The organism is Streptomyces sp. NPDC047917 (genome assembly GCF_043204345.1).
In the GTDB taxonomy this organism is placed as follows: domain Bacteria; phylum Actinomycetota; class Actinomycetes; order Streptomycetales; family Streptomycetaceae; genus Streptomyces; species Streptomyces sanglieri.
This window is the reverse complement of sequence record NZ_JBIDCA010000028.1, coordinates 16,186-39,806: the sequence shown is the minus strand read 5'-3', so window position 1 is coordinate 39,806 and position 23,621 is coordinate 16,186. Positions and strand designations below refer to the sequence as shown.

The window sequence follows — 23,621 nt, the reverse complement described above, 5'->3', positions numbered from 1 at the left end:
GCTGCGCCTGGCGAAGTACGGCGTCCCGCTCGCCGAGACCGCCCCGGCCGGCCTGGCCGCCGCGGGCATCGAACCCGCCCTGCTCCCCCCGGCCCCCGCCCCGGCCGCTCAGGTCCCGAAGCAGACGCAGAGTCCCGCCCTTGAGAGCCCTGCCGCGCAGAGGACGGAATCTACGCAACTGCGCGCCGGAGAACCGCATCCGTCATTCCAGGTGCCTTCAGTAGCCGCTGTACGGCCGCACGAGCCAACACCGGACGATGCCAGGACCGGCGGACGTCTCGCGGACGCCTACCGGGCCTGGATTGGCGCCTACGGTTTCGAGCCGACGAGTGCGCAGTTCGCATTCTGGCTCCAGGACAGGTACGGCATCGCCACAGCAGCCGGAGACCCGCTGTCTAACGAGCAGATCTGGCCCCTGCTGCAGGTGCTCAAGCAGCACGGCACGCCTGTCCCTGAGAACGGCCCAGACCTCGCCGCCGCCCAGCAGGACATGATTGGCGAAGAGACAGAGACGTGGGCCGCCTACTTCTACAACGCCTGGCTCACATACGAGGCGGAGCGGGGCTCGTACCCGGATGCTGCCGATCTTGCTGAGTACGTGTACTGGCGCGACGGCATCATGAGCGCCGCCGGACAGCCCGTCACCGCAGACGAACTACGCGATTACGTCGCTCTGTTTCAGGAGCGGGGGCAGGAGGGCCCCGAGGTCGGTTCGACGCTGGCGCCAGCGGACGAGACTACCGAGCCGGCCCCCGACCATGAGGGTGGGGAGAACCGCGAAGATGGCACCCTTCCGAGCAGCGCCGACGGTGACCCGCTGGTGGCGGAACGGCATGCAGTGCACGCGTCCGGTGACGAGAGTGGTGGCCGCAGCATCGTCCAGGCGAGAGTGCCGAAGCCCCGGGATGAGGACGAGATCGATGCGGTGGAGACGGACGCAGACATCCGTGAGAGCGAGCTCGAACAGGGGGACGGTTCTCACCTGGCAGGCCCGGCGCGGGTGGAATTCCACTACCGACAGTTGTCACCGGAGGAGCAGCAGCGTTCAGCGAAGGCCCTCGCTCCGGTCCTGGCTGAGCGCTGCGGCTACCAGGAGGGCACGGTGCGGAAGTACCTCGGGCCGATTAAGCGGGCCGCTGGCGTGTGACGTTCCACCACTGTGGAATGCGGGCGAGCTGCCCGGAGCGCTGCACGGGGGGTGGGGTGGAATTCCACGGATTCCACCCCACCCCCCTCTTACTGCCCCGGCTCTGCGTGATGCGGGGGGTGCTGATTTCCGGCACTGGGTCAGCAGGTTTGCGGTTGGGCGCCGCTGGGGTGATGACGGGTAGTGACGCAGGGGTGGAACGCTGTGACCTGCAATTTTCCAGCTTGGGTCAGCATTTGGGTCATACCGAGCTTGCGTCTTCCGCGCTGCCGTCGCCGCTCGTCGAGAGGGTGGGTGGTGCCGTCGGCGGTCCCGGTCAACAGCGGGGGACTGGTCGTTCCATGCGGAGTGCAGGCGGGTGGAAAACGGGAACGGCCTCGCTGCGGCGGGCGTGGACGGGGTGGAATTATCCACGTCTCTGGCAGAGGTTCGGCCCGCGTGGTGGCTGGGCTGGTGACCGGATTTTCCACCGCGCTGCGGGTGCCGTCGGCGAGCGAAGAATTGGGCGGCGAAGGGGGGGAACGAAGCTACTTCCCGATAGCGTTGCGTGACGGCTCGTCGGGCGCTCGGGGCTGGCACTGCGGGGCGTGTGGTGGGCCCCTCGGGGTGGGCGCTCAGCAGGAGACCGGTCTCCTGGGCGGGTGGCTGGGGCGGCGCGTGGCTACGGGCAGCCCTCTCCGCAGCCGCAGCCAAACTTTCAGTGAAACTTGAAGTGTGGTGGTAGGTGTGTCACTCTCGCCTCATGAGCAAACCGGATTTTGCAGCGCTGCGGAAGCGAGTCGAGAAGGCGGAGAAGGTTGCCGACGGCTACAGGACCGAGCTGTACGAAGCGGCCGTCACTGAAGCCATGAAGTCGACGGTGTACGGCCACGTCTCCGCCGTTGCCCGGGATTCAGGCATCAACGTCCAGCACCTTCGTGACCTCATCAACAAGGTCGACCCCGGATGGCTCGCCAAAGCGTCCGAGGAGCGCCAGGCCGCCAAGTCCAAGCGCAAGGAAACAATGTGACGTGACATAAGCGCAGCCCCGGCCGGACCCTACGGCCCCCGCCGCGCACCAGCCATATGCCAGCACGTGCTGACCTGTAGTTTTCCAACTGGGTCAGCAATTGGGTCAGCGCGCTTTCCCTGTATCTGGCCGATGCGCCGAAGGCTCTGCACTTCGCTCGGAAGTGCAGAGCCTTCGGCGTTCACCGGCACCCGAGCAGCCTCGGGTGAGGCATCCCTTGGCCGTCCCCGTGCAGGGGTAGCCGACGGTCCGGCCTGCGGCCGGCTACAGCATGCGGAGCACCTGCTCGGTCTCCTCGTCCATGGGTGAGCCCAGCTCCAGGAGGAGTTCGTCGAGCTGCCGGACCGACGATTCGAGCGCGGCTTCTTCGCCGAGCAGTGACAGCGCCCGGAACTTGTGGCGCCACAGACATTCCATCTCCCGCGCGACGTCCAGGCCGCGGGTGGCTGCCCACAGGGCGTTGCGTGCGTCCCCGCGTGCGAGGTACCGCTCCGCGAGGTCGTCGGCCGCGTCCACGATTGCGGAGATCATTTCCTGGGCCAGGGATTCCGCCCACGCGTACCGGCGGGACGGGATGCCGGAGAACGGCCGGCCGTGGACGAGTTCCAGCGCCTGGCGCAGCAACTGCTCCCTGACCGGGCCGTCGGCGGTTCGGCCGGAGTGGGCCAGCTGCTGGAAGCGGTCCCAGTCGCAGTCCACTTGGGCCAGTCGGTAGAGCTTGTCGGGCTGGGTGCTCACGTGGGGGAGGTGCTTGTTGCCCTGTGCGTCGGCGCCCAGCCATCTGCGGACGTCTCCGAGGCGGGTGTTGCGTGTGTCGCGGGTGACGATGCCGCCGGGTGCGAGGACCTCGTCGAGCTGGTGGTGGTTCGCCCCGGGGTGAAGAACCAGCCAGGCCGTCACCTCCAGCGCGAGGGTGCGCCGGTTGGACTTGACGGTGCCGTTGGCGCCGAGGAGATCGACTGTCCCGAGGACCTGCACCAGCGGGCGGTCCGGGCTGTTGGCGGCGCCGGATCCGTCGGGCTGCTCAGGAAGAGGGACGACCGTGTCGCGGGCGGGTGTGGCCTCTTCCGGGCCGGCAGATGCGGGGATCCGGGAGCTGACCCGGGGGGTGGGGCTGGACAGCGACGGCAGGACGGGAGTTCCGGGGGACGGTGATGCGGTGGGCAGCGGCTCCGGTCCGGCGGGCGGGGCGGCAGGGTCTTCCTCGTCGTCGGTGCCCTCGTCCTCCAGGTCGGCGAACGCGGCCATCAGCCCCGGCTTGCTCACCGGCTCTGCAGCCTCACGTGCGGAAGATGCCCCTGTCTCCGAAGGAACAACGGGGGAGGGCTGCAGACTCTCCACCGACTGCGCAGCCGCGGCCGTCTCTGTTGCCGGGGCGGGGACGTCGCCAGGTGCGTCCGCGGTCAGTGCGACGTCCAGGATGCTGGCGTATTCGGCGTCGGAGCACACCGACAGTGCGACGCTGACCGAGGTGCCCGGAACGGTGACGTACGGCAGATCCGTATCCACCGACCATGCCTCGCCCGCTTCCTCTGGCACGGCGGTGCTGCTCGTGACCACGGCCACCGCCGACCGAGGCTGCTGCCCCAGCGCCTCCCACAGCACATCCCGGGTGCCCTCGGGTGCCGGGCAGGAATCCAGGTCCGCGACGACGACCAGCGGCCACAGCCCGCCCAGCTCCGCCACGGGCATGTCCGCACCGTCGCCCCCGTCGCCGAGCCCGTCCAGGGTCTGCTGCTGCTCCGCGTGATGGGCCTGCAAGGCCTGTACCGCGTCGGTCAGGTCCGGGTACGGGGTGACCCGGTCGCTGTCCAGCATCGCCAGCCCGGGAGCGGTGTCCTCCCCGGCGACCGCGATGTCGAGCTGCTCGGCGAGCGGTGAGAGCGCGAGCGTCAGCGCGAGGGTCCGCAGCACCTCATTACGCAGACCGCCGGTGAGGTGCAGCGCGCCGGTGTGCTCCAGGTCGACGAGCACGATCGCGCCCTGGTCGTCCTCGCCCAACGCGACCAGCCCCGGATAGGGCGGGTCCACTTCCCGGCTCTCCTGTGGGGGCAGCAGTTCACCGGAGTCTGCCGGGCACCACCACACCGTGCTCTGCGACGGATCGGTGGTGAACGGGGCGACCGCCGGGGCGGGTGCGTCCAGGTGCAGCCGGAACCCCTCGGTGCCGAGCTGCACCGCGGCCAGGGCAGGAAGCTGCTGGCCCTCCTCGGCGAGCGTCGCCGCCGCGGTCCGCAGCGCCCGGTCCAGCATGGTCAGCTCCTCGCCGGCGTCCGCACTGCGCAGCGCGATTTCCGTGAGGGCAGTCTGGCCGGAGGGCATCGGGATACGGCGGCCGCGGCGTCGGCGGCGCTGCTGCAGGATCCGCCGGGTGGCCAGGGTGCCCACGAGACCGGCGGCCAGGACTCCGGTGGCTCCCAGACCGACCATGCCGGCCCGCATCCCGGTCGTCGTCTGACCGTCCTCGGCGGAGGCTTCCGGCGCCGGCTTTCCGGGCGCCGGAGTCTTCGCGGCGGGGGCGGGCGTCACCGTGGCAGACGGATCCGCCGTCCGGCTCTGGTCGGGGGAAGGGGCGGCGGGCGCCGACGGCTCGGCATCCGGGGCCGGCTGCTGCTGCGGCGGTGCAGGGTCCTTCTCGGCCGGCTTCGACGATTCGTGGCCGTCCCGGGCGGGCGGCTCGTCTGCAGAATCGGAGCCGTGGCCGGGCAGGGCGATCTCCTGGCCCGGATAGATCCGGTCGGGATCGTCGAAGACCTGCCCGTTGGGCTGTTCCGCGCCTTTGTTCGCCTCATACAGCTCGGGCCACCGGTCCCCGTCACCGAGCTGTTCGTCGGCGATCTTTGACAGGTAGTCGCCAGGCCGGACGGTGTACGACTTCTGGGAGTCCGCGGCCTCGTCCCGCGCGTCGGCCGAGGCCTTCGTTGCCTGGGTGGCGGTGGGGGAGCCGGGGCCGGTCTCGGACGTGGCGGGAGGCCGGGCATCGGCGGGCAGCGTGATGACCGCGCCCTTGGGCAGGTACTGGTCGCCGGCGGCGAGCTCGGGAATGCCGGGGTTGAGAGCCGCGATGTCCTTCCACCGGGGCCCGCTGCCCAGATACGTCTCGGCGAGCTCCCACGGTGACTCCGTGGTGGAGGTGACGGTGTGCCGCAGCCCGGCCTGGTCGGTCCGCGTGGTGTCGTGCTTCGCGGACGGGTTGCCGGTGTCCTGCCCGACGGTATGGGTCGCGGTTACGGCGACCGCGGGAGTGACCGTGGCCGCAGACGCGGCTGTCGGGGCGAGCAGCACGATGCCGCCGATCAGGAAACTCGCGAGGGACTGCATCCCGCCCAGGCCCCGGATGCGGGGGGCGGAGCGGCGACGCAGCACGGCCACGAGCTCCACCAGTACGGAGAATGCGAACGCCGCCCACGCGACCCAGCCGATGCAGGTCAGGACGACGAGGAACAGTGACCCGTCGTCCTGCTGGGTCAGCAGGACCAGGCCGCCGGAGAGCTCGCTCGGCTGGTGGCCCACCCTGAGAAGCAGGTACGGCACGCCGCCGACCAGGGCCGCCAGGAGGGCCAGGCCGAGCAGCGCCCGCAGCAGGGCGGCGACGGCGCGCAGCGGGGCGGGGATGCGGTGGGCCATGGTGGGGCTCAGCCTCCAGCTTGGGTCTGCAGATGGGCTTTCGCGGTGCCGGTCACGTTGATCGTTCCTACGCCGACGAGCTGCGCGAAGTAGGTGTCGTAGGTGGCGTGGACGGTGACGGTGAGGCTTTTTCCGCCGTCGGTGATGTGCACGTCGCCTTGGACGCCGGCTGCGGCGAGGTAGTCCTGGACGGCTCCGACGGCGGCGTCGGGGTCGATCGTGATGGCGGTGCCCTCGATGGCCTGGGCGGGGTCGAGTTGCTGGCCGGCGGTGCGGGCGGCCTCCTGGGCGAGCGAGGTGGCGCGGTTGCCGGCGTTCAGGGCGCCGCCTCCGTCGACGAGCAGCCCCATCACCATCAGGATCGCGAGCGAGGACAGGGCGAAGAACAGGGACATCGATCCGCGGTCATGGCGGCGTGCGGCCAGTGCCGTACGCCGCCGGTCCGCGAAGCGGCGGACTCTGGTGGTCATTGGCGTCCCCGGTAGGTGTCGATGGGGCTGGTCCACGAAGCGGTCAGTGTCTTGGCGCCGGGCAGGCCCGGCAGCCCGATGTCGGAGAGGTTCGCAGTGCAGGCGACCGTGGCCGTCACATTCGCCTCCACTCCGATGTCGAGGGCGTAGCCGGCGGTGTCGACCACGACGTTGGAGGTCCGGCACGTGATGCCCTCGCCCTGGAGGCTGCGGGCAGCCGCGGCCTGGGCCTGGGCCTGGGCGCTGCCGGCGTCGCGCTCCAGGGATGCGGCGCGGGCGGCGGCGCGGGCCGCGGAGTCTACGGCGCCGTCGGCGTCCGTCACCCGCCCGAACGCGATCATGAGCAGGAGCAGGGCGATCATCACGGGTGCCAGGACCGCGGTCTCTACCGAGTAGGAGCCCCGGTCACGACGCAGCCCCCGCACAACCCGCCAGCCGCAGGCATGGGCCGTCATGGGTTGGTCCAGCGCTCGACCGGTGCGGCGGCGTGCTGGACGACTTCCAGCGTCAGGCCAGGCACCAGGGTGGCGACTCTGCCGCGCACGGTTATGTGGATCTCCTGCGCGCTGCTGCCGGCCGATGACACGCTCGCTCCCTGGACGCTGCCGCCGAAACGGCCCAGAAAGGCCTGTGCCTGGGCGACGCCGTCGCCGTCGCCGGCGCCGAACTGCCGCCCGGCCTCCACACCCTGGCGGGCGGCGGACTGGGCGACCTTGTGTGCGTGGTAGTACAGGCCGACCTGGAGACCGGTGAAGGTCAGCGCGAGCACGACGATGGCCAGAACCGCGAGTTCCACACTGCCGAATCCGCGGTCGCCCCGCAGCCGCCGGCGAAAGCGTGCCGCTGCCGTACGGGACCGCGGGACTGGGGTCACTGCGTCTTTCTCCTCTTCGACGTGACGGCGGTACGGGGGCGTGTCAGCCGCCGTTGATGATGCCGATCTTCTCCATGAGCTTGGTGCGGATCGCCAGCACCAGCAGGCCGGCGCCGACCAGCAGCGCACCGGCGATCAGCGCCAGTTCGGTGCTGGTCTGTCCGGCTTCCCTGCCGGCTCTCAGAGCCTCGTACCGGCCGCGGATCCACACGGTCAGGGTCTGGATGTCCATGGTTCTTCTTCTTTCAGCTTCCGAGGATGGTGATCGTGACGGGGATCATTACGAACGTGAGCATGAGGATGACGCCGAAGGTGACCGGCAGGATCATTGCCGCGCTCGCCGCGTTGGCCTGCGCCTTTGCGTCCGACAGCAGTGCGATGCGCAGCTGGCGGGCCTGGGCCTGCAGGGTGGTGTAGACGGCCGCGCCGTCACCGGCGAGGGCGAGGGTGTCGGCGGGGCGGGTGAGTTCGGGGATGTCGAGTTCGTCGCCGAGCTGCTTGAGGGCGTCCCAGACGGTGACGCCGGCGAGGTCGGCCTGGTGGAAGACCTGCCGCATGCGCACGAAGATGAAGCCGTCGCCGACCTCCGCGGTCTGGGTCAGGGCCTGCGCCGCGCCCGAGTTCGCGATGCGGGCCAGCGCGACGCGCTCCAGGTAGGAGGCGGCGGCGTGGCGGACGACGAGCCGGGCCGCTGCCGCGTCACGGGCGACTTCCTTGCCGGGCCAGAACCAGAACAGGCCGGCCATGGCGAGGGAGACGATCGCGGGAACCGCGAACGGGAAGGCCGCGCCGGCTGCAGCGAGGAGAGCCTGGAGAAGCTGCGGAAGCACCAGGCCGTACAGGGCGAACAGGAACCGTTTGCCGAGGTGCTCGGCCGGACTGATCCTCAGCAGAGCCAGGTCCTTCACGGGCAGCGTGATGCGCCCGCCGAACTCGTCGAGCAGCCGCATGCCGACGCGTTCGGGCAGCGTGCCCGTGGATGTGGGCGCAGTGGTCGGCAGGAGAGGGTTGCTGGTCTTGGAGACGTCCAACCGGTCCAGCACGGAGGCGAGATCGCGGCGGGCGGGCATGGCGGCGCGGACGGCCAGGCCGATCAGGGCGCCGGCAGCGGCTGCGGGAAGTACGGCTTCCATGGGGATCATCGGGCGCCTCCCGCAGTGGTGAGCTGTGCGGCGGTGGCCGGCAGGGGGGTGATCAGGCGGGGGTCGGGCTGGGTCCGCGCGATCTTCCGCAGCCACCGCAGCGTGTAGGCGAAGAGGCCGCCGAGGGCGGCGAGGACGATCTGCCCGACCGGGGACTGATACCAGCCGGACCAGGCGTCGTTGAGCATGCAGCCGACCACGACGATGCAGATGACGACGGAGACCATGCGCGAGCTCTTGCGGACCTTTGCCCGGTCGGCCTCGATGTCGCGGGCGTCGGCCGCCTGCTGATGGATCGTGACCGCCAGGGCTTCCAGCGCGTCGGACAGCCCGGGGCCCTTGTAGACGGCGTGGGACTGGAACAGCAGGACGACGTGGTCGGACACGCCGTCGGCGAGCTCGTCGGCGAAGAGCGCGAACGCGTCGTGCGCCTCCATGCCGGAGCGCAGCCGCTCCGCCAGGGCCCGCACGCTCGGGGCGATCGGCGCGGGCGCGGCCTTCGCGGACGCACGGATCGTCTGGGGAAGGCTGATACCGGCCTGGTGAACACCGGCGAGGTGGTTGAGCCACTGGCCGAGCGCCTCCAGGCGCTCGATCCGCTGAGTCGCAGCGGTGCCCGGGTTGAGGACGTAGGGCAGGCCGAGGACGGCGGCGCCGGCGAGGAGGCCGTGGACAGGCCAGCCGGTCCAGGCCCACACGACCAGCGCGACGACGCCCGCCGTGGTGAGCAGATGGCGCCAGCGCCGTTGCCACTTCTCCGGCAGCTCGGCCTTCGCACGCTGGATCCGGCCGGTCATACGGGAGGCGGGCTTGGCCGGGTCGGGGACGCGGCCCCGGACCTCACGGACGGCCGCGAAGACCGCGAGCAGGGTGAGCACGGCGCAGCAGGCCGCAACGAGTGCGAGCTGAGAGGTGCTCATCGCGCCCCCACCGTCTGCAGCGGCCCGAGCCACGCACCGTACGGGTTCTCGGTCAGCCACTGCCGGTTGAACAGGCCGGTGCGCTCCAGGTCGCCGATGAATGTCGGCATGTTCTTGTAGACGGCGCGGGGCTCGCCGCTCTGGGGCGCGAAGAGCTCCGTGGTGACCGGACGGCCGCCCTCGCCGACGATGTCGTGGACTTCGTAGATGCTGCTCACGAACCGGTGCTTCTTGCCGCCGATCGCCGTTTCGTCCAGGTAGGTCAGGTAGACGACGACGTCGATCGAGGAGGCGATGAGGTGGTGGGCGGCCTCGGTCTGCATGCCGGCCTCGGTGCACAGCTGGACCAGGCGGCTGATGATGGCGTGCGGCCGGCGGACGTGGAGCGTGCACATGGAGCCGGAACCGCCGGAGGACATGGCGTTCAGCATCGGCACGATCTCCGCGGAGCGGACCTCACCGACGATGACCCGGGTCGCGTTGTAGCGCAGCGCGGTGGCGAACATGTCGGAGATGGTGACCTCACCGGCCCGGTCACCACCGCGGATCTCGCCGTTGGACTGCCTTGCCTCGAACGCGAACGTCACCGGCCCCGGCTTCGGGCCGGGCTCGTCCAGGTAGAGCTCGCGGTCGGACTCCAGGGTGACCAGCCGCTCGGCGGCCGGGATTTCACGGCCGAGCGCACGCAGGAGCGACGTCTTGCCCGCGCCCATGTCCCCGACGACCAAGATGTTCATCCTGGCGTGCACGCACGCGGTCAAAAACCGTTCCAGGATCGGGTTGATCGAGCCCCACCGGACCAGCTCGGCGATGCCGTGCTGCCGGATGCGGTGGCGCCGGATGACGACGGACGGCCGGGTGGTGAGCAAGGATGCGGTAACCCGGGAGCCGTCGGGCATACGGAAGCCGACCATGGGGTTGGCCTGGGTCAGTGACCGCTCGCCATGCCCGGACAGACGGGCCATCCTGTTGACCCACGTGATCAGCTCGTCATGGCTGTCGGCGACCTTCTCGATCGTGCGGCGCGGACGGTCGTGGTACTCGACATGGGCGCGCAGCCCGTCGACCATCACGTCCTCCACACCCTCTTCGTCGAGAAGGGACTGGAGCCGGCCGCCGCGGTACATGGAGTCGAAGACCGCGGTGCCGATCGCGCTCTCCTGCTCGGCGGTCAGCGGGGTATTGCCATGGGCGTGCTTGGTCGACCAATCCGCGACCGCGGTGGTCACCAGGGCCCGCGCGAGAGCTCGCCGGTCCGCTTCCTCCAGGTGCTTGTCGGGATCTTGCTCGCTGAGTGCCTTGGACACCTCGCCCTGGAGAGCCTCGATCACTTCCCAGCCCACGGGGAGCTCGCCGGGCAGCCCGGCCAGACGCGGCACAGCCGCCGGACCCGCACTCGCCACCGGGGCAGCGGCAGGTGTCTGCGGAGGCTGGGCAGGTGCGGGCGGGCGGCGCTGACCAAGATGCCCCGACAGCAGCGACGCCAGTTCCTGGCGCCCCATCGGCTCCGGATGCCCGTTGGCACCGGGCCGCTGGTGGGTATCAGCCACGGCTACCTCCTCGCTGCTCGGCCAGGCGCTGCAGCACACCGGCCATCTGCGGGCTGGCGGGCCGGGCCGGGTATTCCTGCTGGATCCGCCGGCGCGAGGTGGCCGCCTCGACCTGCTCCGTTGCCGTGCGCGCGTGACGGAGCAGGGGACTACGGGCGTAGCCGCGGGGAGGCCGGCCCCCACCGGTGAGGTACCGGGCGGTGTCCGTGTCCCACGGCAGCGCACCGAGCACCGGCACGCCCTTGAGCGCGTCGCTGACCTGGTGGGCCCGGTAGGTGCCGCCCTCGATGAGCAGCAGACCCAGGGCATCGGCGCCCGAACCGTGTTCCTGCAGCTCGGTGCGCAGCGGGTCGATGACGTGCCGGGCCAGGGTGAGGGACTGCTCGGTGCTGCGGACCACGAGCAGGACCAGGTCGGCCTGGTGGAGCAGCGGAGCCGGAGTCAGCACAGGGTGCAGGTGCCCGGACTCCAGCGCGAGACGCCCGGCATCGATGAAAACGTCGTGTCCGGCTTCGCCGGCCAGGACGTGCAGCACGTCCGACAGGGCCGGCCACGTCCGGCCGAGCGCCGCAGCCTGGGCGGGATCGGTCAGGCCGGGCAGCAGCTTGCGGTGCCCGCCCTCGTCCAGCGGCCACAGGTGATTGGCGAACGCGTTCGCGAGCGCATCCGGGCCCGTCCGCTCGGCGGCGGCGAGGTGGTAGAGGCCGAACCCCGCGGCGGCGCGCCCGTCCAGGAGTCCGGCGCGGATCGTGCCGCCGGCCGGGTCGCACTCGGCGAGCAGCGACGGGCGCTTCGAGGACAGGGTCAGGGCGAGCGCAGAAGCGGTCACCCCACAGGACTTGGCGGAGACAAGAGCGGTCACGGGCATGTCAGTTGCTCCGCGGTTCGCGGACCAGGGCGATCCGCCCCGTCGAGGCCCGGGTCGCCAGCAGCGGCCCGTCCGTGGGGGACACCGCGAGGTTGACCACGATCGTGCCCGAGGCGTCTGGGCGGGACACGGAGACCACGACCCCGTTGACCGACGACGGAGGCGCCTCGGCACCCTTTGTATCGGTCTGCTCCCCCTGGGCCGGGGTGGTGACGGCGAGCACCTTGTCACCGGGGGCCAGGGCCCCGGCGGGGGCCTGGCCCCGCTTGACCTGCACACCCACCTGCTGCTTGTCGTCACCCAGCCCGGTGCCCGCAGCCAGCTGCGACGCCGTCAGCAGACCGCCCTTGCGCAGGTCGACGGCAGGACGCTTCCCGACCATGCCAGCCCGATCCGAAGCGGGGACCGGGCTCAGGTTCGCGTCGGCCGACACCTCCGCCACGACGAGATCACCATCCGTCAGCGCCTGCCCGGCCGGAACATCACGGGCAACGGCGAGGACCTGAGTACGGTCGCCGGCCGACGTGACCGCCGCCGCCGCACCGAGAGCGGCGACGGCCGCCAGGACGACGCAGAGCGCGGCCACCGACCAGCGGCGCTCCCGCTTGACCGGGGCCGTCGTGGTGATGGGGATGTCGGGGCGGGCCGGGCCGGCGGCGCGGGGCGCCGGCGGCACGGCGACGGGGGACTCCATGCGGTGCTGCCTCTCGGGAAATTCTGCAAAGAAGAGAAAGAAGAGAAGAACGGCCTCAGTTGAGGACCTGGACCTCTGCCACGGTGATATCGGCGGCGCTGGCGCGGGTCTCAGTGAGCTGACCGGTCTCCCCGCCGCCCGCCCAGTCGATCGTCCAGGTCGACGTCGCGGTCACGTGGTACTTCCCGGACTCCAGGGTGGAAGAGGGCTGGGTGTAGCGGTGGCCGCAGTCCGGCGACGGCTTCTTGTCGTACTCCGCCCGGTACGGCGTGCCCGCGGTCGTACAGGTGACGGCCGAGCCGTCCCCCATCGTCCACACAATCTTGCTGACCCTCGCGGTCGCCGTGACCGTCACCGAACCAGCCGTCGCCGAAGCCACGTTCGGCCCGTATGTCTCCGTACCTTTCGCGGTCCACATGTACACCGGCATACCGACAACACCCTTGCCACCCGGCTTCGGCGTAATACCGATCCGCGGCCCCCTCAACAACATCTTGTCCACAGCCTGCTGCGCCACGACGGCCGGATCAACCCGGGCTGCGGGAGGACCGGCCGCCCACACCAACTGAGTGATAGCGGCATCGGTCTTCCCGGGGGCACAGGACTTCTCGTAGACGGCCCCGTCCCCCGGTTCGTGTCCGCCCCACTCCATGCTTCCGGCCGGGGGCTGAGGGTCCGCCAGCTTGTACGTGCACGGCATCCCGCTGACCGGGCCCTTACTGGGGCCCTTGCCGTTACTTCCTGCCTTGCCTCCCGGACGAGGGCGGCCGGCGGGCTTGGTGCCTCCGGACGTGCCGGGGTCGTCCGCTTCCACGCACACGAAGAATCCGCAGCTGTCTACTCCAGTGCCAGGACCGTCTGCGGCGTGGACGACGGAGGGGACCGAGAGAGCCGCCATGACCAGGGCCGCGGAAACTGCTGCGTTCCGGCGGCTCAGCACTTCTGCCCCTGCGGTTCGTCTCTGATGACCCTCCAGCCCTCCGGCCAGCGTTCGACCGTGGACACGATGACGTACTTGGTCAGTCGCGTCGAGGGAAGAGCCGCCGGCTTCTTGGTGGCGCTGTCGATGACCTGCCAGTGCGAGATGTCCAGGCAGCTGGAGATCGTCGCGTTGGGGATCTTGCGGTTGACGTCGGCGCTGGTCACTGTGGGGCTGCCAACGGCGACTTGGCCGGTGATGATCCGGCCCTTGCCATGCATGCTTTTGGCGTCCGCCTCGGCGTTCTTCAGCGCAGCGCCGGCGGCGTAGTCCTTCAGGTCGGTGTCTTTTCCGCTGCTGTCCGCGTAGAGGCGTTCCATTGCCTGCCAGTACGAGGTGTACGTGGCGACGGCTTCGTTCTTGGCGGTCTCGTTCGGGTCTGCGGGCTTGCTCGGCGTTTGCTTTGCCGAAGCGGATGGTGAGGGGGTCTCTTTCTGGTCGTCTGCTTTACCAGAACTGCACCCGGTTGCTGTTGCGAGTACGCAAGCGGCGGCGAGCAGGGTTGCCGGCCACGCGCGATTTCGTTCGCGAACACCCGAGTGCTCCGGTCGCACTGACTGCGTCACTGTGCCTCCCCATGCATATGCCACGGTGCCCCGACCTGCGGCTCGGGCCGTGACTGGCCATCTGCGCGCGACGAGTTCGAAAGCCGACCGTGCGGTCTGGTCTTATACATTACGCAAACTTCCGCCAACAGCCCAGTCTGTTCCCACAGTTCGGATCTGTGGCATCCGCCATAAACCGGCACAATCCAGCGTGGCGGGATCCCGGCGTGCGGGATTGCGCGTTCCGGGTCCGTCTGGAATGGCGGCAGGGCTGCAGGCCGCGGTGAATGCGGGAGCCAGTTTTGTCGACTCGTCGGCATTGGTGCAGCATTCCGGTTCACTTGATCGTTCCGGGCTCGGAATGCGCTGTCAGCAGTACGTCGGTGCGTTCTGCGTCGCCGAGTACTGGCATCACGATAGGAGCGAAAGGGCCATGCCTGTCCAGTAGTTCAGCCGTGGTGACGCCCACGCGGAGCCTTCCCTCCGTGATGCGGGGATTGGCGGAGGCCAGTGCCCGCAGGTCCTCGGTGCGGCGCTGCAGCACGCGGTCGGATGCCCCTGAAAGGATGATCAGGAGGCGCGGGAACGCCGGGTACCGCTCGCGCCATGCCTCCCGGGTGCTCAGCGGACGGCGGCGGCCGGGCGGTTGCGGGATGTAGGAGGCGTAGCGGGCGTAGGTGTCGAGCTTCTGACCCAGCCGGGCCACCTGCATCGTGGAGCGGTCGATTTCGAGGAAGAGCGTCAGCAGCTGGCGCCGTTTCCCAGTTGTGCGGGTGTAGCGCAGCACTGCGTCCGGGACGAGGAACGCGTCGTCGCCGAGCCGGCTGTCGCCCTCCCGGACACGGTGGGCGAGCTCCGGTTCCCAGTCCAGCGGCCCGCACTCGTCACCGAGGCGGCCGGCCCAGTCCGTGAACGCGATGCCGGTGTCGACGACGGCGAGGGTGTGCTCCTGGAGCTGGGAGGCGGCCGCCTTCGGGCTCATGCGGTACGCGCGCGTCGTTACCTCGCCGGCGGCTTCGACGATCTCGCAGCCCAGCGCGGTGATGTACCAGAGCTGTTCGCAGCGGCCCATCCGGTCGGTGAGCCGGTCGGTGGACTCCACGAGCCCCATCGTGCGCAGGTGCCCGAGGTGGCGCAGCAGATACACCGGGCGCTTCGTGTGCGGGGTCAGGAGCCGGTGAAGCTGACTGGTGGCGACGAGGCGGTGCTGGTACAGGATCGGCAGCAGCTGCTGCCCGAGGCGGGACAGTCGGGCACTTTGGGGCTCGGCAGCGGTGAGGGACATCAGCCCACCTCGCTGCGCTGGGCGGCCTCGGCGGGCCCGGCGGCCGGGGTGCGGCCGGTGAGATGGGTGAGCAGCATGTCGTCCAGGCCCGGCAGCCGTCCGTCGTCCCCGTCCAGCATCTTGAGAATGTCGCCGACCGGCCGGCGCCCGAGGTTGCGGTCGATCGCGGCGACCAGGCCGGGCAGGAGGTCACGGCGGTGGTAGTCGGCCAGCACCTGGTGCACCGCGACGCCCCGCACCCGAAAAGGGGTGCTGCGCTCTCCGTGCAGCATCGTCGACATCACGTACTGGTACTTCGCGAGCTGCTCCAGCACCGTGGACGCGACGCCGGCCAGGCGCCTGGAGATGAACGCGGCCTCGTCGCTGTCCGCCCCTGCCGCGGAGAGCAGGGACTGGTTCTGCATCAGGGCCTGCCTGGTCTCCTCTGACAGCCGCATCACCATCTGCGTGAGCCCCATCAGCCGCACCTCGTACTTCCGCAGCTGTTCCAGGATCGCCGCCACGTAGCCGCGCGAGGCGCCGTCGATCGCGGTGAGCTCGTCCGCGAACGCGAACATCGGTTCCAGGTCCTCGGGACGCGCACCCTCGCGCGACAGCCCGGCCAGGAACAGATCGAACAGCAGCAACGACGTGATGATCTGGTCACCGCCCCCGGTGCCCGAGCACCGCAGCAACACGATCTTGTTCTCGTCCATCGCCGCCCGGACGTTGTAGCTGGAACGGGGCTGGCCGAGGAACGCCCGCAGCGAATCCGACGTCTCCAGCTGCTCCAGCATCTGCGTCACGACCGGCACCGCGTTCCCCTCGTACTTCGGGAACGTGTGCCGCCAGAACCGGGACAGCCGCCGCGGCAGCTGTGCCAGCACCTGCATCCGCCACCGTTCGTCCGTCAGTAGCCGCGTGATCGAGAACAGTGTCGGCTGCAGGTCGGGACGGCCCCGCTCACACATCAGCAAGGCCAGGTGGGCCAGGACCTGTACCGCGTGGGACAGGATGGCCCGCGCCCGCGGCGCCCGGTCGCCCCACCCCTGCGCCGAGGCCAGTCCACCGACGACAGCGCCCACCACGTCCTGGATCTGCGCCCGGTCCCGTTCCTCCATCGACAGCGGGTTCCATGACGCGATCCGCGCCGCCGGATCCTTCGCGCTCAGATCGATCAGCTGCACCCGGTCGACGACCGCCGGATGCGTCAGATACGGCAACGCCCGCTGGACCGCCGCACCGTGCGGGTCCAGGAACCACACCCCGACCCCTGCATACGCCAGCGTCAGCGCCTGGAGCAGAGCAAGCTCCGACTTCCCGAAGCCCGACCGCCCCAGACTCGCCCCGAACAGCACATCCTCCTGCGGGACAGCTCCCAGCCGCACCCGACCGTCCGCACCGGTCACCACGCCCAGCGGCACCACACCCCGCTGCCCGGTCCACTCCGGCAGCCGCGACGGCGCCGCCGGCACCACACCCCCCGTACGCACCACGTTCGTCGGCGTGCAGTGCACCGACGGCGGCTTGAGCAGCGCGGCGATCTCCCGCGAGGTCACCCACTGCCGCTTCGAGGGCGCGAACTCACCCGTCTCGAAGCGCCGGTCGAAGTTCCGGCGACGCCACCAGACACTGCTGTACGGCCGCCACATACCCGTCCGCGGCCCGACCGGACGCCACCAGTTCTCCCCCGACCAGGCATCCATCACCGTCATCACCTGATGCAGCAGCGCCTGCGCCTTCACCGGGTGGCCAGCAACCGTCCGCACCATCACCTGCACCGCGAACACCTGCGTGTCCGCCGTCGGCAGGAACTTGCCCACCCCTTCGGCCAGATCCGAGGTCCGGGGAACCCGGCCCCTCGGCCCCGGGCGCCCACGCGAGGCGCCACCGTTCAACCCCGCGAGAGCCTGCGACCACAGCGAACCGCCCACCCCCGCCCGCCCTTTGCCGCCCAGCTGCTCACCGAATGCCGACGGGCCCCGCTGCTGTGCACGCCGCACCAGCCGGCGCCGCCACCGTGCCACCCGCCGCCCGGCCACCGGCACCAGGTCCACCACGAGCTCGACCCGCTCACCGCGCTCGCTGTCCGCGTGCGCGCACGCCGCGGCCATCAGCTGCAGCGGATCGGGATCCAGACCGGCGGCCGTCAGCTGACGGTGATCGGGGCGGGCCAGCACCAGCTCCGCCCGCGCCACGTACGACCGGCCCCCGTCCGTACGGACATCCACGCCGGGGTTCTCGTCGCTCAGCGCCTTCTCCAGCTGAACCGTCACGCGTCCTCATCTCCATCGTGGTCGTCCGGTTCGAGCGGGGGCACGCCGTCGAACCGGATCCGGGGCACCTCGTCATTGCCGGCCCCGGGTTCCACGACGTCCACGTCGGGAAAGGACCGCAGCCTCAGCAGCGCCGCCGCCCGAGCCGGACCCTCCAGCCGGTACGACAGCCGGCTCTCATCACTGGACAGCCGGATACGCACCCCCACCGCACGCTTCGGCGCCCACCCCACGACCGCCGGAACCCGCGCGAGCCGCGCCGCGTGCCGGTCGATCTCCTCCAGCGACGGGTCAAAGCCCGCCGCCGGTACCAGGGACACCACCGCCCGGTTCCTCAACAGGGTCCGAGCGCGCCGCAGCCACCACCGCCGTGCCCACAGCCAGGCACACATCGCAGCAACGGCGGAGCCCATAAGCCACCACCGGGCATCCCAGAACGCGCCGATCAACCAACCCGCATCGAAGCCGGCGGCTGGGGGCCACCCCGTCACAGCCGCCACCCCCGGCGCCGGACCCGGGGATCCATCCCGCGCACCAGATCGGCCAGCGCCAGCCACACCCAGCGCGCACCCAACCCGCCCAGCCCCGACGCCACGACGGGCAACCCCCAGGGGAGGCGGCGCAGATCCCCGCCCCACCACCACCCGCGCACGAACCCGACCACGAACACCACCGCGACCAGCCACCCGCACAGGCTGACCAGCGCCTCAGCATCCGCATCCAGCCGACTGCGCCCTGCCGTACTCCGGAACCCAGCAACGTGCCGTGCCATACGCAATGCACCTCCCGCGCAGGACGGCCGGGTGCCGTCCCCTGCCTGCGCAAGGAACCCGCGGACCGAAAACGTGACACAGGAATGAGAAGAGAATCGGCGCCGTCTCAACGAGGACTGACCGGCAGGGCCGGGCCCCATGCCGGCCTCTGTCGTGGAGCGGGGCCCGGACGTTGGCCCTAGCCCTGCATCCACAGGACCCAGGCGTACCGGAGGATCTCTTTTGCTACCCCCATCACGATCCACTTGCCGACGGTCTTCGCCGCGTTGCGCCGCCAAGCCGCGTTGCGCCACTTCTCCGAGAGCTTCTTCATCATGGCCCTGCCCCTCCTTGAGTACTGGCCCGGTGCCAGCAGGTGCCAAGTAATTGCGGGGCCCCACGTGTTCAGCGAGTCACCCAGTACCCAAACGGGACATCGGTGCAGGTCGAACCTGGTGAAATTGGTGTTCAGGGAACGTTCAGAATGAACAGGAGACCCATGGGCGACACACCAGACGCTGTCCGTTTCGCGGAAGCGCTGAGAGAGCTCCGGAACAAGGCTGGCAACCCATCTCTTGCGCAGATCGAGGAACTGGGTAGGAAGCAGCCCCGCCCCGTGAAGCTGGGCAAAGGAAAGCTGAGTCAGTGGTTCAGCGGAGAGAGCGTGCCGTCTGAGGGACAACCTTTTACGGTGCTGGTTGAGGTCTTGGAGGCCGCCGCCTTCCAGCGGTCCGGAACCAAAAAGCGGGGCATCCACAAGTGGACCGCGATTCGGGAGGCTGCGGAACGGGACCGGCGCTCCGCCCTCGCTGAAACCTCCCGCCCTCTGGACGCTTCCGACGCACCCCGAAAAAGGCCCGCGCCCGCCGAGACGCCCATGCTCGCAGATGTGGGCAAGGCTGGGCGGCTGTTGAGTCTCCTTCCGCCCGATGAACGGTGGCACGGATGGCTTCGGAAGGCTGAGACGTTGTTCCGGGTTCCGCTGTTCGTGAGTGATCCTGTATGCGACGCGCTCCCCGCCCTGGAAGACGACCCGTTCGACTACGTCGACCCTGAGCTTCAGGGCGCGCACGAGATCTTGTTGGAGCGGCTGAAAGCGTTCTGTGACGAGCTCAACGGCATGACGGATATCTCCGACGAAGGCCCGGCGATGCTGGACATGAGCCACCCGGGTACCCCCGCAGAGCGGAACGAGCTCAACCGGCAGGCATGCGAAGCTCGGGACCGCTTCCTTTCCGCCTACAAGGTGATGGCGAATCTCCTCAACGTCAGAGGCGTAGCGGCCCCCTCGAAGCCCGAAGTGCCGCGCTCGTCCGGAGCGACGGAGGATTGGCTCGACATCGACGTGCGGCTTGAGGTCGGCTACACCCTCCCAGACGACACCGTGCTGCTCTTGGCCTTCGCTGCTGCAGGGCGAGTCCGGTCCGAGGCCTTTACCGGCCCGTACTTTTTTGCTGTACGAGTCGCGAATCGGAGCGCAGTCCCTATTGAGATCGCCGGCGTCGGCATTGAGATCGACAGCGGTGGCATCAAGCTCCCTTACCGATTCTCTCCCCGCGGGCGGGGTGGGCGTCCTCAACTTCCCTTCCGCCTGCGCCGTCATGATGGTGGGCATGCGCTGGCCAATGCGGCCGAGCTCGCGCACAGCTTCCGCCTGATCACGGAGGGGGGCAGAAGTCCTCTCCGGGTACGCCCCTTCGCTCTCACCGGGTCAGGCAACGTGTACTCCGGTTCCTGGACCCCATGCGCCGAGCTTGTGTCTTTCTTCGCCGACGTCTTCGGAGATAGCCAACCCGACCCAATGCCCTGACTTGGACAGTGGTGGCGAAATCCTGCAGCCAGTCACGGGGGCTTCACAGCACGCGGCGTACGTCCCAGTCGTACCGCTCCCAGTATCCGGCCGTCGAAGTGGTCTCGACAGTCTTCCCGGGCCGGGGCGCGTGGATCATGGTGTTGTTGCCGGCGTAGAGGCCGACGTGGCCCCAGTTTCCGTCGTTGTTGATGACGATGAGATCGCCGGGTTGGATCTGAGAGCGGGGGACTCGGGTGCCGGAGTGCCGCATCTGCTGGGAGGTGCGGGGGAGCGTGATCCGGGCGCCTTGGTAGAAGGCGTAGAGCATCAGGCCCGAGCAGTCGTATCCGCCCTTGGTGGGGCCCGTGGTGCTGCCGCCGCCCCATACATAGGGGGTGCCGCGCTGCGCCATCGCGGCGGTGACGACGGCGCCGGCCCGGCCGGTCGCCGTGCCGCCCGTGCTGTTGCCGGTGGCGGGGAGGCGGTCGTACTCGCTGACGTGGCGGGTGACGTCGTCCACGTAGGTGTTCGAGTGGTTGTAGCGGTAGACCGCTTTGCGGAGCTGGTCGGTTCGGGACAGGTCGGTGGTCCCGGTGCCGCACACGTACACGGCCGTCCCGAGGGCGGCGTCGAACGCGTTGTGGGGGTCTTTCACGCCGTCGCCGTTGCCGTCCTGGCCGCTGGGGCCGGTCCAGGTGGAGGGCAGGAACTGCATGGGGCCCACGGCCCGGTCGTACGAGGTGTCGCCGTCGAGCCGGCCGCGGTCGGTGTCGGAGAACGACATCGTGTTCCCGCCGGCTCCGGAGCCGTTGAGCCGGACACCGAGGATCCGCGGGCTGATGTCGCCGCTGGCCGTGATGCTGTGCCCGGCGGCGTGGTTGGACTCGATCTTTCCGATTCCGGCGATGACGGACCACCGCATGCCCTTGCACTTCGGGCGCACGGTAGGGATTTTGGCGGCCGCGCGGGTGTAGGCGGACAGCATCACCGGACTGATGCCGGCCACCGCCCCCGGGGCCGTCCCGGAGGCGGCCGGCGGGGCCGTGGTCTCTTTCTCGTGTCCGGCCGCCCCGTTCGCGACGGCGGCGATGAACAGCACCAGGACACCGACGACGCCCACGGCCGCGGCCAGCACGGGGGAGGTAATCAGCACCGTCTTCCGCAGGCCGCTCACGGGCGACCGCCGGGGCGGGGCGCGGTCCGCGCACGGCGTGCAGGGACGAGGGGTGCAGGTGCCGGCGCCGCCGGGGCGCTGTTCCCGGTGTTCCTCTGCTGGCGCATGCGGTGCAGGCGCTGCTGGAGCATGGCCTGCGCCGCGCTGGAGGGCGGTTGGGCGACGCGCGGCGGAGCAAGGCGCCGCCGGACCGCCGGCGCAGGGGCGGGCTGAGATGCAGGGGCAGGGGGCGGGCCGGCCGGGCGGGGTGCCGGAGCCCGGCGAGGACCGGGCGCGCCGGGCCTGGGCGGCGGGGTGTAGGGGCCGAGTCCGGGCCGGCCCCGGACGATCCGGCCGAGGGAGCGCACGTTGTGCCGGTACTCCCCGGCGAACTGCTGCGCAGGCTGGACGTAGCTCTGGTTGAAACTCTGTGCGCTCTGTTGAAGGTTCTGAACGGCGCTGCTGACCCGGCCGGCGGCCCGGCCGGGCAGGGCCGTTGCGGCGGCGCCGACCCTGCGGGCCGCGCGCGGCCCGTACACCGGCAGTCCGACGGTGGCCTTGAGGCCGAACACCCCTGCCTTCGCGGTGCCTTTGGCGCCCGCTTGGATGGTGCGGCCGGTGAGCTGTGTCAGTCCTGCCACGGCGCGGCCCCCACCCTGGGCGAGCCGGCCGCCGAGGCGCGTGGCGAGCCGGCTGGTGCCGAGGCGTCCGGCGCCGAGTGCGGCACTGGTTCCTCCGGTGGCGACGGCTGCGCCGAGCATGAGTCCGCCGAGCAGCAGGCCCTTGCCGAGCCCGCCGCGCCGGGGCGTGCTGACCGGGTCGGGTGAGGCGGCGCCGCCCAGGGGCGAGTTGCCGAGCCGGTGACGGGCGCGTGCCACTGCTCCGCGGGTGGAGCGGGCGAGTTTCTTGCGGTAGATGAACGCGGCGACGCAGACGCAGTCCAGGAGGACGAACCGGACGGTGAGCCCGCCCGGCAGGTCGCTTTCCGGTGTGTTCAGTACGGCGTTGACGACGACGATGAAGACGGACAGGGAGGCGATGGAGGCGAGCATCAGGGCGAGGCCGCGGGCGATGGCCGCAGCCCGGTCCCACAGCCAGGCGCGGCCGGGGCCGGGCAGGATCCCGGCGGCGAGGGCCACCTTCGCGATCATCGCCTCGATGGCGATCTGCAGCTGGGCGAAAAGGAATGCACAGTCCAGGACGATGACGAACGCGCAGGTGAGGAACGCGGCCAGGAGCATGAAGAGCGCGCCGCCGACCTTGTCCATCGACGCCTTCTTCAGCGTGCCCGCGTTCGGCACACATGCCTTCTCGAACGCCGCGATGGGGCCCGCTGTGTGGACCTGTTCCAGCATCTGGGCAGAGGAGACGTCGACGGCCGCATCGACCATCCAGTTCTTGACGTTGTCGGGCAGCCCGATCCCGAACGGCAGATCCTTGAGGAAGGACTTGCCTTTCTCCATCGTGGAGTCGACGAGCTGGTCGAACACGGCCTGCTGGATCCGAGAGTCGCGGAACCGCTTCCCGCAGCTGCCGTCGAAGGTCCGCCCGTAGGACAGGAGCATGGCCGGCCGGGCGACGAACGCGTCCACGAGGGCATCGGTGATGGGCCGGGCCAGTGCGCTCGGCGACGAACGGACCTGCGCGCCCACGGTCGACCCGGAAGGCTTCTTCTCCCACTCCTTGTCGGTGGTCGGCCGGTTCGAGTCGATGGCCTCTTTGTCCAGGACCAGGGCGGCGGTCTCGACGGCGAGCGCCCGCACGGTGCCCACGACCCCGGTGTCGGTGCTGAGCAGGAGCTGCGGGGGCGAGGCGAGAGCACCGAGCGCGAGCGCGGAGACGACCAGCGCCGCCACCATCTCGCCCCAGCCGCGGACCCGGTTCCCGAACAGCAGATGCCACGACGCGACGACCATCGTGAAGGTGAGGAACAGGACCGGCAGACCCATCTGCACGACGACGCCGCCGTACAGCGACGTCGATACCTGCAGAGCCGGCTTGAGCATGAGCCCGGCCAGGGAGAATGCCAGGCTCCAGGTCAGGAGGAAGCCGGCGAAGCTGACGGCCCATTTGTTCCCCATGAACGCCATCTCGACAAGGAACCCCTCCACGCTCAGGTCCCAGTCGTTCCAGTCCCCGGTGTCGGAGTAGATGCGGTAGGAGCTGACGGGATTCCCGTCCCGGTCGGTCACATTGAACGCGGACAGGACCCCGCCTTGTGCGGCCCGGTCTTTCTTGTACTTCGCCACGAGTTTTTCGAACTTGGTGCGGGCGGCCTTCTCCTTCTTCTCGGCCTCCTTGTTCGCGTCCTGGATCAGCGGGGAGTCGTCCGGCCTGCCCGAGGTACCCGGGTCGGGCACCATTGGGCTCGGGTCGAGCGGGTTGTCCGGGCCGGGCAGCGTCGGACCCACCGAAGGCGTCGGCGACGGCGTGGGGGCCGCGCTGGCCGTCACGGTCGCCAGCACCAGCGACGTCAGGCACGACAGAGCCAGCAGCGCCAGGCCCACGGTCATGGACCGCCCGGGACGCAACCACCGCTGCACCCCCTGCAGCACCCGT

Annotated in this window: 21 protein-coding genes and 1 pseudogene; 3 read left to right on the top strand and 19 right to left on the bottom strand. The window is 70.1% G+C overall.

Translation table 11 applies throughout. The features are described 5' to 3' along the window. A pseudogene (locus tag ACGF8B_RS41195) lies at nucleotides 1–1,147 on the top strand (hypothetical protein); the annotation flags it as partial. Between the two features lie 742 nt (nucleotides 1,148–1,889). Continuing rightward, nucleotides 1,890–2,156, top strand: a complete 267-nt coding sequence (locus tag ACGF8B_RS41190) for a hypothetical protein (RefSeq protein ID WP_392747959.1) — start codon at nucleotides 1,890–1,892, stop codon at nucleotides 2,154–2,156. A gap of 264 nt (nucleotides 2,157–2,420) precedes the next feature. Here ACGF8B_RS41190 and ACGF8B_RS41185 read toward each other — a convergent pair whose 3' ends face one another. From ACGF8B_RS41185 to ACGF8B_RS41105, 17 genes are all read right to left on the bottom strand, one after another. After that, on the bottom strand, nucleotides 2,421–5,783 hold the full coding sequence (locus ACGF8B_RS41185; RefSeq protein WP_392747957.1) for a LysM peptidoglycan-binding domain-containing protein: 3,363 nt from the start codon (nucleotides 5,781–5,783) through the stop codon (nucleotides 2,421–2,423). Between the two features lie 8 nt (nucleotides 5,784–5,791). Further along, nucleotides 5,792–6,253 carry a TadE/TadG family type IV pilus assembly protein gene (locus ACGF8B_RS41180; RefSeq protein ID WP_392747955.1) on the bottom strand — a complete coding sequence of 154 codons (462 nt, stop codon included), beginning with the start codon at nucleotides 6,251–6,253 and terminating at the stop codon, nucleotides 5,792–5,794. Next, a complete protein-coding gene (locus tag ACGF8B_RS41175; protein WP_392747953.1) occupies nucleotides 6,250–6,708 on the bottom strand; it encodes a TadE/TadG family type IV pilus assembly protein in 459 nt (152 codons plus the stop codon). Before ACGF8B_RS41175 ends, ACGF8B_RS41180 begins: the two co-directional genes overlap by 4 nt. Continuing rightward, a complete protein-coding gene (locus tag ACGF8B_RS41170) occupies nucleotides 6,705–7,127 on the bottom strand; it encodes a TadE family protein (RefSeq protein WP_392747951.1) in 423 nt (140 codons plus the stop codon). Before ACGF8B_RS41170 ends, ACGF8B_RS41175 begins: the two co-directional genes overlap by 4 nt. Nucleotides 7,128–7,170: 43 nt before the next feature. After that, nucleotides 7,171–7,359, bottom strand: a complete 189-nt coding sequence (locus ACGF8B_RS41165) for a hypothetical protein (protein ID WP_392747949.1) — start codon at nucleotides 7,357–7,359, stop codon at nucleotides 7,171–7,173. A 13-nt stretch (nucleotides 7,360–7,372) separates the two neighbouring features. Further along, a complete protein-coding gene (locus tag ACGF8B_RS41160) occupies nucleotides 7,373–8,269 on the bottom strand; it encodes a type II secretion system F family protein (protein WP_392747948.1) in 897 nt (298 codons plus the stop codon). Continuing rightward, entirely contained in the window at nucleotides 8,266–9,189 is a 924-nt protein-coding gene (locus tag ACGF8B_RS41155) for a type II secretion system F family protein (protein WP_392747947.1), read from the bottom strand. Before ACGF8B_RS41155 ends, ACGF8B_RS41160 begins: the two co-directional genes overlap by 4 nt. Continuing rightward, entirely contained in the window at nucleotides 9,186–10,739 is a 1,554-nt protein-coding gene (locus ACGF8B_RS41150; protein WP_392747945.1) for a CpaF family protein, read from the bottom strand. The genes ACGF8B_RS41155 and ACGF8B_RS41150 overlap by 4 nt, the downstream gene beginning before the upstream one ends. Beyond that, nucleotides 10,732–11,607, bottom strand: coding sequence for a MinD/ParA family protein (locus ACGF8B_RS41145; protein ID WP_392747944.1), 876 nt, complete (start codon nucleotides 11,605–11,607; stop codon nucleotides 10,732–10,734). Before ACGF8B_RS41145 ends, ACGF8B_RS41150 begins: the two co-directional genes overlap by 8 nt. A 1-nt stretch (nucleotide 11,608) precedes the next feature. After that, nucleotides 11,609–12,301: an SAF domain-containing protein gene (locus ACGF8B_RS41140; RefSeq protein WP_392747943.1), complete on the bottom strand. Its 693-nt coding sequence runs from the start codon at nucleotides 12,299–12,301 to the stop codon at nucleotides 11,609–11,611. Between the two features lie 55 nt (nucleotides 12,302–12,356). Then, a complete protein-coding gene (locus tag ACGF8B_RS41135) occupies nucleotides 12,357–12,719 on the bottom strand; it encodes an ATP/GTP-binding protein (RefSeq protein WP_392747941.1) in 363 nt (120 codons plus the stop codon). Nucleotides 12,720–13,234: 515 nt separating this feature from the next. Next, nucleotides 13,235–13,846 (bottom strand): hypothetical protein, encoded by a 612-nt coding sequence (locus ACGF8B_RS41130; protein WP_392747940.1) that lies wholly within the window; start codon nucleotides 13,844–13,846, stop codon nucleotides 13,235–13,237. Between the two features lie 316 nt (nucleotides 13,847–14,162). Next, nucleotides 14,163–15,110: a replication-relaxation family protein gene (locus tag ACGF8B_RS41125; protein ID WP_392747938.1), complete on the bottom strand. Its 948-nt coding sequence runs from the start codon at nucleotides 15,108–15,110 to the stop codon at nucleotides 14,163–14,165. Further along, nucleotides 15,110–17,365, bottom strand: a complete 2,256-nt coding sequence (locus ACGF8B_RS41120; RefSeq protein ID WP_392747937.1) for a hypothetical protein — start codon at nucleotides 17,363–17,365, stop codon at nucleotides 15,110–15,112. Before ACGF8B_RS41120 ends, ACGF8B_RS41125 begins: the two co-directional genes overlap by 1 nt. After that, entirely contained in the window at nucleotides 17,362–17,685 is a 324-nt protein-coding gene (locus ACGF8B_RS41115) for a hypothetical protein (protein ID WP_392747935.1), read from the bottom strand. The genes ACGF8B_RS41120 and ACGF8B_RS41115 overlap by 4 nt, the downstream gene beginning before the upstream one ends. A gap of 167 nt (nucleotides 17,686–17,852) precedes the next feature. After that, a complete protein-coding gene (locus ACGF8B_RS41110; protein ID WP_392747934.1) occupies nucleotides 17,853–18,038 on the bottom strand; it encodes a hypothetical protein in 186 nt (61 codons plus the stop codon). Between the two features lie 278 nt (nucleotides 18,039–18,316). Then, entirely contained in the window at nucleotides 18,317–18,454 is a 138-nt protein-coding gene (locus ACGF8B_RS41105) for a hypothetical protein (protein WP_392747933.1), read from the bottom strand. Between the two features lie 162 nt (nucleotides 18,455–18,616). Between ACGF8B_RS41105 and ACGF8B_RS41100 the strand changes: the two genes are divergently transcribed. Next, nucleotides 18,617–19,927 (top strand): hypothetical protein, encoded by a 1,311-nt coding sequence (locus tag ACGF8B_RS41100; RefSeq protein ID WP_392747932.1) that lies wholly within the window; start codon nucleotides 18,617–18,619, stop codon nucleotides 19,925–19,927. Nucleotides 19,928–19,970: 43 nt separating this feature from the next. On the opposite strand, the gene ACGF8B_RS41095 is transcribed toward ACGF8B_RS41100, so the two are convergent. Continuing rightward, the gene (locus tag ACGF8B_RS41095; protein WP_392747930.1) at nucleotides 19,971–21,062 is read right to left on the bottom strand and encodes an NlpC/P60 family protein; all 1,092 of its coding nucleotides are present in this window, start codon (nucleotides 21,060–21,062) and stop codon (nucleotides 19,971–19,973) included. 17 nt (nucleotides 21,063–21,079) lie between these two features. Beyond that, nucleotides 21,080–23,575, bottom strand: coding sequence for a hypothetical protein (locus tag ACGF8B_RS41090; RefSeq protein WP_392747928.1), 2,496 nt, complete (start codon nucleotides 23,573–23,575; stop codon nucleotides 21,080–21,082). Nucleotides 23,576–23,621: the final 46 nt, after the last annotated feature.